This is a genomic window from Streptomyces lycii, from assembly GCF_009735685.1.
In the GTDB taxonomy this organism is placed as follows: Bacteria; Actinomycetota; Actinomycetes; order Streptomycetales; family Streptomycetaceae; genus Streptomyces; species Streptomyces lycii.
This window is the reverse complement of the sequence record NZ_WHPN01000246.1, coordinates 1-8,417: the sequence shown is the minus strand read 5'-3', so window position 1 is coordinate 8,417 and position 8,417 is coordinate 1. Positions and strand designations below refer to the sequence as shown.

Here is an 8,417-nt window from a genome sequence, read left to right as displayed (position 1 = left end):
GGTCGCCGCCCGCGGCGGCGGGCCGGGCTCGGTGCCGTGGCGTCCCGTGGGGGCCTGCCCCCGTGGAGGCGTGCCCGCGGGGCCCGCCCTCGTGGGGGCCTGCCCTGCTCCGTGCCGGTTCCGGCCACTGGGACGGCCGGGCCCTGCCGGTTGCGTCCCGTGGCTGCCGTCCGGGCTTCGCGCACCGGCGCCGGGGAGGCCCTCGCGGTCGGCGGCGGTGCGGGCGGGTGGGCGAGGGTCACCCTCGTCGCTTCGCCGCCGCAGGGCGAGGGGCGTCGTACGGAACGGCGCCCGGTGTGCGGCGGCCTAGGCGCCGCCGGGGCGGCGCGGTTTGCGGCCTCCCCGCGGGCCGTCGCCGGCGTCGACGCGTTCCGCCTCGGCCCGCGCCCGGTCGGCCCGTTCCCGGTCGCGCTCCGCCGCGCGGCGCGCCCGCTCCGCCGGGCCCCGCGCGGAGCGTTCCGCCTTCTCGGCCTCCGTGAGCCGCTGCTTCGCCCGGCGCAGTTCCCCGGTGAGTTCGTGCACCCGGTCCCGCGCCTCCTCCAGCCGGTCCTGCGCCTCGGCCAGCTCCTGCTCCGCGGCGTCGGCCTCCTCCCGGCTGGTGCGGGCCGCCCGGGTGAGGTCCTCCGCCGCCCGGCGCGAATCGGCGCGGCGCTTCTCCCGCTCGCGGCCGGCCCGTTCCTGGGAGCGGCTGTGCTCGGTCAGATCGGTGACCGACGCCCGTCCGCCCGCCGTCGCGGCCGGTCCGGGGCGGTTCATGCCCTTGCGCCCGCGGCGCGCTCCCTGCCGCGCCCCCTCCGGCGGCCGCAGCGGATGCACCGTCGCGTCACCGGCGCCGCCCTCATCGTCCCCGGTCACCGGTCCGAAGCCGGAGGGCGCGGGGAGGGCCTTCGTCAGCCGGCCCGACGAGAGCCGGCGCGCCGCGTCGGGATCGGCGAGCGCCGCGTGCACCGTCGCCTCGACCTCCCGCAGCACGCCTTCGGAAACCCCCTGCCCGGCCTCCGTGGTCAGCCGCCCGGCCTGCCGCGACAACGCGGCCACCAGCTGCCGTTGCTGTGCGGTCAGCTCGCGCAGCTGGGTGCCGTCCAGGTCTCGGTGCGCGGCGCGGAGTTCCTCACCCAGCCGGGTGAGCAGTTCCACCTGCTTCCGGTCCGCGCGGACCAGCAGGTTCACCGCCCAGGCCGCCAGCGTCGGCCGGCGCAGGGCCCTGATGGCGCGGCGCTGCTCGCGCGGCGCCTCCTGTGCCGCCTTGTCCCGGGCGGCGGTGAAGGCGCCGGGCGGCAACGCGTACAGCTCGTCCGCCACCTCGTCGACACCCATGGGGACATGGTGACAGTACAACGGCCGCCACCCCCGTGCTTTCGGGTACGTGACACGGCGGCGAGCCGCACCGTGCCCGGCGGCCGCACCGCTGCGCGGACCCTCCCCCCGCCCGGCGAGGCGCCGCGGCGGGCATGCGCCGCGGGCCGGCGCGCCGTACGGCCCGGGGCCCGTCAGCGCGGTGTCCCGGCCGCCGGGATGTCGTACACCAGCAGCGGGAGCATGCGGCCGGGTACGGAGCCCGACGGCACCGTCCCGGCGGGCCGGGCGCCCATGGCCCGGTAGAACGGCTCCGCGAACGGGTCGGCGTCGATGCTGACGCGGACACTGCCCGCCGCCCGCGCCGCGGCCACGGCGTGCTCCCACAGCAGGCGTCCGATGCCGCACCCGATGCGGTCCGGCTCGACGAACAGGTGCGCCAGCGCCACCTCGGCCCGCTGCCGGCCCAGCGCGTAGAAGCCCACGGTGCGGCCGCCGGCCTCGGCGACCGCCGCCCGGCCGGGGACCGTCTCCGCCGGGTCCAGGGTGAGTTCGGCGCGGCACAGTTCCAGGAAGTCGCGGTCGTATCCCCAGTAGCCCTTGGAGCGCAGGGCCAGCTCGCTGAGCACCGGTGCGTCCTCGGGACCGGCGGCTCTGATGACGGTGTCCACTCCCCCATGATGCCCCCGCCCGGCGGACGGGAGTCCTCCGCCGGGCGGCGGAGACGGGCACGCCGGGCCCGCCCCAGGGCGGACGCGGAGCACCGGTGAGCGGCGGCAGGCTGCGGCTCATGGCGACACCGGCGACGAAGAGCAGGGCGTACAGGACACGGAGCAGGACGGCGGCACGGCGGGCGGGCACGGACGGGCGGCCGGAAGCGGACGGAGGACCGGGAGTGAACGGGCGGCCGGGAGCGGACGGGGGGCCGGGAGCGGACGGGCGGCGCGTCGCCGCGGAACCGCGGCACACCGGCGGTGCGGGCCGGCCCCGGGCGACGGGGGCGGCGGCCGTCTGGGCCGCGGTGTTCGGGGCGTTCCACGTCCACTGGGCCCTGGGCGGCACCGCGGGGCTGGGTGAGGGCGTCGCGCTCGACGGGCTGTCGGGCGGGATGCTGGTGTACGACCTGGTGGTCGCCGGGCTGTGCTTCCTCGGCGCGTGGACCGCCGCCGCGCTGGGCCGTACGGGCCGCCCGTACGACGGGGCGCTGTCCCGCCGGCTGCTGCTCACGGCCGCCTGGGCCGCGGCCGTGCTGCTGGTGGCCCGGGGCGGGGCCGGGGTGGCCGACGATCTGCTCCGGACGACGGGTGCGCTGACCCACGGGCTGAGCGGCATGACGGTCGAGGAGGTGTACGGGGAGCCTCGGCCCTCGGCCGTCACGCTGTGGTCGATGCGTGCCGTGGACGCCTACTTCCTGCTCGGCGGACTGCTGTTCGCCCGCGCCGCCTCCCGCACCGGGAGGGCGGCCCTGGAGGCGGGCGGCACGCGGGGGTGAGAACCCCGGTGACGGTCGGCAGGCACGGCTGAGGGCCCCTGCGACGGGCGGCACGCGCGGCTGAGAACCGGCAACGGGCGGCACGCACGGCGGCTGAGAGCCCCGGCGGGCGTGGGGTGCCGCACCCGCCGCGGGGGAATACGGCGGTCCCCGGCCGCCCGCGTCCCACCGAGCGGATCACATGGCGAGACGGCCTCCCGGGCCCCGGCGGAGGAGTCGTATCCTCATGCGCATGTCCGCACCCACTCCCCTGCTGTGTCTCGCGCTGTTCGCGAACTCGGCGTGGTGCGTCGACGACGGTCTCTGTCGGCGCTGACCCCACGCCGGGCCGCTTTCCGCGTGCCCGGCGGCGCCGAGACCCCCACCCGCGCACTGCCCCCGGAGTGTTTCCGTGACCACCGCACCGCCCGCCGCGGCGGCGACGCCGACGCGTACGCCCGCCGCCCGGTTCTCCTCCCCCACCTCGGCTCCCCGCCCGTCGGCGCCTCCGGCACCGCCGGTCCGCCGCGGCCCGCTCGCCGTCTCGGCACTGCTCGCCGCCGCGCTGACCCTGTACGTCTGGTCGGCGCACGGGGCCAAGCCCGGTGTGCTGCTCCTGCTGGGCCTCGGACTGGGCGTGGCCCTGTTCCACTCCCGCTTCGGCTTCACCTCGGCCTGGCGTCAGCTCATGGCCGTCGGCAACGGGACCGGCCTGCGGGCCCACGCCCTGCTGCTGGGCACCACGGCCACCCTGTTCGCCCTGGTCATCGGCAGCGGCACCGGACTGTTCGGCTCGGTGCCCGCGCCCTCGGGCGGGCCGCTCGGAATCGGGCTGCTCGCCGGCTCGACGCTGTTCGCCGTCGGCATGCAGCTCGGCGGCGCCTGCGCCTCCGGCACGCTGTTCGCGGTCGGCTCGGGGCAGACGTCGATCGTGCTGACGCTCGGCGGCTTCATCGCCGGGGCCACGCTCGCCGCCTGGCAGTTCGACCTGTGGAAGGACCTCCCCGCGCTGGAGCCGGTCGTCATGGCCGACCACATCGGCTGGTTCGGCTCCTGGGCCGTGACCGTCCTGGTGCTGGCCGCCGTCGTCCTCGTCACCCGCCGAATCCAGGCACGGCGCAACCCTCCGCCGCTGGGCGCGGTGCCGTCCGCCCGGGGAGCCGCCCGCGCGCTGCGCGGCTCGTGGCCGCTCGCCGCCGGGGCGCTGGCCCTGGCGCTGCTCGGCGCCGGAGTGCTGGTGGTCTCCGGTGGCGCCTGGGGTGTCACCAGCGCCTTCAGCCTGTGGGGCTCGGAGCTGGTCGGCGCGCTGGGCGGTCACCCGGAGTCGTGGTCCTGGTGGCGGCAGCCCGGTAACGCGGAGGCGCTGGCAGGCCCCGTACTAGCCGACAAGACGAGCCTCACCGACATCGGAATCATGATCGGCGCGGCGGTCGCCGCCTCGCTCGGCGGCACCTGGGCGCTGCACCGCGGCATTCCGTGGCGCACCGCGGTGGCGGCGGTGCTCGGCGGTGTCCTGATGGGCGTCGGCGCCCGGCTGGCCGGGGGCTGCAACATCGGCGCCTATCTCGCGGGGATCGCCTCGGGCAGCCTGCACGGCTGGCTGTGGGGCGCGTTCGCGCTGCTCGGCACCTGGGCCGGGCTGAAACTGCGGCCGCTGTTCGGCCTGGGCAACCCGAAGCCCGGCGACGGCGTCTGCTGACGTACGCGAAGAGCGCGCGGCGGGCCCGTGCGGCACGGTTCGTCCGCTGCCGCACGGGCCCGCCCCGTCACAGCGACCCGGCCGGGCGGTGCGGCTTGGCGCCGCCCCGGACCTCCAGATCGGCCAGCAGGTCGCGGGTCGCGGCGGTCACCGCGTCCACGGCCTCGTCGAAGGCACGCTCGTTGTGGGCCGCGGGGGCGCGGAATCCCGAGATCTTGCGGACGTACTGCAGGGCGGCGGCCCGGATGTCGTCGTCGCCGACCTCGTCGGTGTAGGGCGGGCGGAGTGTCTTGATGCTGCGGCACATGCCTTTAGTGTCCCCCCGCGGGCGGGCACGCGGGAGCGCTTGCCGCAAGCCGGGCGGGCGGGTGTGCGGGGAGCACGGGCGGGCGGGGTGGAGCCTCGGACGGCCGTGGGCCGGGGCGTCGCGGTCGCCGGGGCGCGCGCCGGTCACGGGCCTCGGCCGCCCGGCGGGGGCACCATGCCCGCAACCTCGGGTGTCGGACACCGGGCACCAGGCGGTGGACGGCGGACACCGGGCGTCGGACACACCGGTCATCGGTGCCCGGTCGTCGGTGCCCGGTCATCGGTCATCGGCGCCGGGTCATCGGCGCGCCGGTCGCGGTTCGCGCGCGCCACGACGGACGGCCGCCTCCGCGCTCACTCAACCCTCCCGCCGGCCAACGCCTCCGCCGGCTGATCCCCGTGGACACCTTCTACGCCGGGGTGAAGCGGAACGCGCTCAGCCGGGCGCCGATCTGCCGGACACCTTGCGCCGGCCGCCCCCGCGCCCGCACCTGCGAAGCTCGCGTCCGCACCCGGGATCCCCGTCCCGCCCGCCGTCACCGGCGCCCCTCGCTTCCTCCGGGAGCCCTCGTCCCGCCCCCCGCCGTCACCGGCCTGCCGGTCCCGGGGGTGCCTGCGCGGGCAGGCCCCCGGCTCCGGCCGCCGGCATGCTCCGGCCGGCCCCGCCGGGACGCCCCGCCAGGCTCAGCAGTTCCTCCGGCGTCCGCGGCGCGTCGCCCTCCCCGCCCGGCAGCCCGTGGGCGCGCAGCACCCGTGCCGCCGCCTGCCCCCACGGCTGGCGCAGCCCCGCCCGTGCCAGCAGGGCGCTGTCGCCCAGCAGGTCGCCGACCGGTCCGGTGTACGGCCCGCCGGGCGCCAGGATCGCCGCGTCGTCCGCCCACCGCAGGGCGAGGTCGACGTCGTGCGTGGTCATGACCACGGTGGTGCCGGACTCCTGGAGTCCGGCCAGGACGTCGAGCAGCTGCTCCTGACCGTGCGGGTCGAGCCCCGCGGTGGGCTCGTCGAGGACCAGCACCCGCGGGCGCATCGCGACGGCACCGGCGATGGCCGCCCGCTTCCGCTGGCCGTGGGACAGCAGATGGGTGGGCCGGTCCCGCAGCGCGGCGATGCCCAGCGCCTCCAGGGACTCCTCGACACGCCGTCCCACCTGCTCTTCCGGCAGGCCGAGGTTCATCGGGCCGAACGACACGTCCTGGCCGACGGAGGCCGCGAAGAGCTGGTCGTCCGGGTCCTGGAGGACCAGTTGTACGGAGGTGCGCAGCCGGGTGAGGGCCGCCCGGCCGGGCCCGACCCGGACGCCGTCGACGCGCAGTTCGCCGGAGGTCGGGCGGAGCCCGCCGGTGAGCAGCCGGAGCAGGGTCGTCTTGCCGCTGCCGTTGCGGCCGAGCAGGGCCAGCGCGCGGCCGCCGCGTACGGCGAAGGTGAGTCCGCGGAACACCGTGGGGCCGTCCTCGTAGCCGTATCCGGCCTCGGCCAGCTCCACCACGGGCGGTGCGGATCCGGTGGTCATGGCAGCACCCTTTCGAGGACGAGCGTGGCTGTGGCGAGAGCGGCCAGGAGCCCGGCGGACGCGGCGACGAAACGGCGCGAGACGGGGGCGCCGGTGACGAGGACGCGCAGCGTCCCGTCGTAGCCGCGCCCGGCCAGTCCGTCCTGGAGTCTCCCGGCCCGGGAGAAGGCGCGCAGGAAGACGGTCGCGCCCTGTCCGGCGAGCGAACGCCAGGCCGCGGCCCGGCTGGTGTGGCCGAGGCGGGCGGCCTGCGCCCGGCGGACCCGGGCGACGGTGTCCAGCAGCAGGAACGTGATCCGGTAGGTGACCAGGGCGACGTCGGCGACCGCCGGGGGCACGCCCGCCCGGGTCAGCCGGGGCAGCACGTCCGACAGCGGCGTGGTGAACGCGAACAGCAGCACGCCCAGGGAGGCGGCCGAGGTGCGCAGCAGCAGGTGCGCGGCCTGCACGGGGCCGTCCGGCGCGAGGGAGAGCGGGCCGTCCGCCCCGCCGACCCGTACGAGCAGGGGCAGCGCGCCGGTGACGCAGAAGCCGAGCGGGACCCGGTAGGCGCGCCACAGCTGCCGCGGCCGCACCGCGGCGGGCCCGAGGATGATCACCAGGGCCGTCACGGCGATCAGGGGCGCACCGGGCCAGGGCGGCAGGCAGACGGCCGTGACGGTCAGTCCGAGTCCCAGGACCGCCTTGTCCACGGGGTGGCGGCGGCGCCAGCGGTTGCTGTGCGCCGCCGCGTCGATGGGGAGCACGGCCGGTTACGACCCCGTGGTGGTGTCGTCCGGCGCCCGTCCCCGGTCCTGTCCGCCCTCGGCCTCCGCGAGCGCGGCGGCGGCCCTGGCCTCGCCCTGCCGGCGGCCGCGGCGGAGCCCGATGCAGTACGCCAGGACGCCCGCGCCGAGCGCGGCCTGCAGGGCGAAGAGCGCCGACTCGACCTCGCCGGACGGGGGTTCGTAGAGCGGGCTGAACCAGGGCTCGTAGTCGGGACGGATATCGGTGATCGCGGTCTCGGCCTCGGCGTCGGCCCCGGTGAAGGGCTCCTCCCGGTGGTCGCCGAGCCCGAGGGCGAGGGGCAGCACCGCGAGGGCGGCGACCAGGGCCGGCAGCAACAGGTTGATCTTCGTGTTCCGGGTCACCGGGCCGCCTCCTGCTCCTTCTTCCGGCCCGCCGCGGCCGTGAGCACACCGAGACGGACCAGTTCGGACGTGCCGGCCTGGCTGAGCAGCCGCAGCACCAGCACCGTGAGGATCCCCTCGCTGACGGCCAGCGGGATCTGGGTGACGGCGAAGATGCCGCCGAACTTCGCGAGGGATCCCGCGATGCCGCTCGCCGGGTCGGGGAACGCGAGGGCGAGCTGGACGCTGGTCACGCAGTACGTGCTCAGGTCGGCGGTGAAGGCCCCGGCGAAGACGGCCGCCATGAGCGGGGCGCCGAGGCGCCGCAGCAGCCGGTAGGCGCCGTATCCGGCCCAGGGGCCGACGACGGCCATGGAGAAGACGTTGGCGCCGAGCGTGGTGAGCCCGCCGTGGGCCAGCAGCAGCGCCTGGAAGAGCAGGGTGATCGTGCCGAGCACCGCCATCACCGGCGGCCGGAACAGAACGGCGCCGAGCCCGGTGCCGGTCGGGTGCGAGCAACTGCCCGTCACGGAGGGGATTTTCAGGGCGGAGAGCACGAAGGTGAAGGCACCGGAGGCGCCGAGCAGCAGGGTGCTCTCGGGATGGTCCCCGACCTCGCGGGTCAGCGCGCGGACGCCGTGGACGACGAACGGGGCGGACGCGGCGCCCCAGGCGACCGCGTGCCAGGGGGGCAGGTAACCCTCGGCTATATGCATGGGAAAAGCGGACCTCTCCAGCACCTCGTGGATGGACGACGTGCCCTGGCCGGTCTCCTGGCTTACGGGTCATGCCGTCCGTGCTCCGCCTTCCCGGGCACCGCGGCGCTCCGCGGTGTCCCAGTGGCTCCCTTGCGGGTGGAACCGGACTTCCCGATCACAGTGGCGAGGGCCGCACCGGTTCTCCACCGGTTTCCCGTGCACCAAGGCTCTGCGACAGTAGTGCGCCGGTCGGGACGGGGACAAGCCGACGACCTGCGGGATATCCCACACCGGGGGGCGCGCGGGGGCAGACGGGGCGCGTCGTGGG

At 77.0% G+C, this 8,417-nt stretch carries 9 protein-coding genes and 1 riboswitch; of the genes, 2 read left to right on the top strand and 7 right to left on the bottom strand.

Annotated features, from left to right (window positions below; all coding sequences use genetic code 11):
* Window positions 1-306: 306 nt before the first annotated feature.
* Window positions 307-1,317 (bottom strand): hypothetical protein, encoded by a 1,011-nt coding sequence (locus GCU69_RS10315; protein WP_156205750.1) that lies wholly within the window; start codon window positions 1,315-1,317, stop codon window positions 307-309.
* Between the two features lie 173 nt (window positions 1,318-1,490).
* Complete coding sequence (locus GCU69_RS10310) at window positions 1,491-1,967, bottom strand: GNAT family N-acetyltransferase (RefSeq protein ID WP_098754812.1); 477 nt, start codon at window positions 1,965-1,967, stop codon at window positions 1,491-1,493.
* Window positions 1,968-2,191: 224 nt separating this feature from the next.
* Here GCU69_RS10310 and GCU69_RS10305 point away from each other — a divergent pair, with 224 nt between their 5' ends.
* On the top strand, window positions 2,192-2,788 hold the full coding sequence (locus GCU69_RS10305) for a DUF3995 domain-containing protein (protein ID WP_176604557.1): 597 nt from the start codon (window positions 2,192-2,194) through the stop codon (window positions 2,786-2,788).
* 391 nt (window positions 2,789-3,179) lie between these two features.
* Window positions 3,180-4,466, top strand: a complete 1,287-nt coding sequence (locus GCU69_RS10300; protein ID WP_156205748.1) for a YeeE/YedE family protein — start codon at window positions 3,180-3,182, stop codon at window positions 4,464-4,466.
* Between the two features lie 67 nt (window positions 4,467-4,533).
* Here GCU69_RS10300 and GCU69_RS10295 read toward each other — a convergent pair whose 3' ends face one another.
* From GCU69_RS10295 to GCU69_RS10275, 5 genes are all read right to left on the bottom strand, one after another.
* Window positions 4,534-4,773: a DUF2277 domain-containing protein gene (locus GCU69_RS10295; protein WP_098754815.1), complete on the bottom strand. Its 240-nt coding sequence runs from the start codon at window positions 4,771-4,773 to the stop codon at window positions 4,534-4,536.
* Window positions 4,774-5,358: 585 nt separating this feature from the next.
* Window positions 5,359-6,282, bottom strand: a complete 924-nt coding sequence (locus tag GCU69_RS10290; protein ID WP_156205747.1) for an energy-coupling factor ABC transporter ATP-binding protein — start codon at window positions 6,280-6,282, stop codon at window positions 5,359-5,361.
* Window positions 6,279-7,028 carry a cobalt ECF transporter T component CbiQ gene (gene cbiQ / locus GCU69_RS10285; protein ID WP_098752784.1) on the bottom strand — a complete coding sequence of 250 codons (750 nt, stop codon included), beginning with the start codon at window positions 7,026-7,028 and terminating at the stop codon, window positions 6,279-6,281. The genes GCU69_RS10290 and cbiQ overlap by 4 nt, the downstream gene beginning before the upstream one ends.
* A gap of 6 nt (window positions 7,029-7,034) precedes the next feature.
* A complete protein-coding gene (locus tag GCU69_RS10280) occupies window positions 7,035-7,412 on the bottom strand; it encodes an energy-coupling factor ABC transporter substrate-binding protein (protein WP_098752783.1) in 378 nt (125 codons plus the stop codon).
* On the bottom strand, window positions 7,409-8,107 hold the full coding sequence (locus tag GCU69_RS10275) for an energy-coupling factor ABC transporter permease (protein ID WP_098752782.1): 699 nt from the start codon (window positions 8,105-8,107) through the stop codon (window positions 7,409-7,411). Before GCU69_RS10275 ends, GCU69_RS10280 begins: the two co-directional genes overlap by 4 nt.
* 30 nt (window positions 8,108-8,137) lie before the next feature.
* A riboswitch (cobalamin riboswitch) is annotated at window positions 8,138-8,330 on the bottom strand.
* Window positions 8,331-8,417 lie beyond the last annotated feature (87 nt).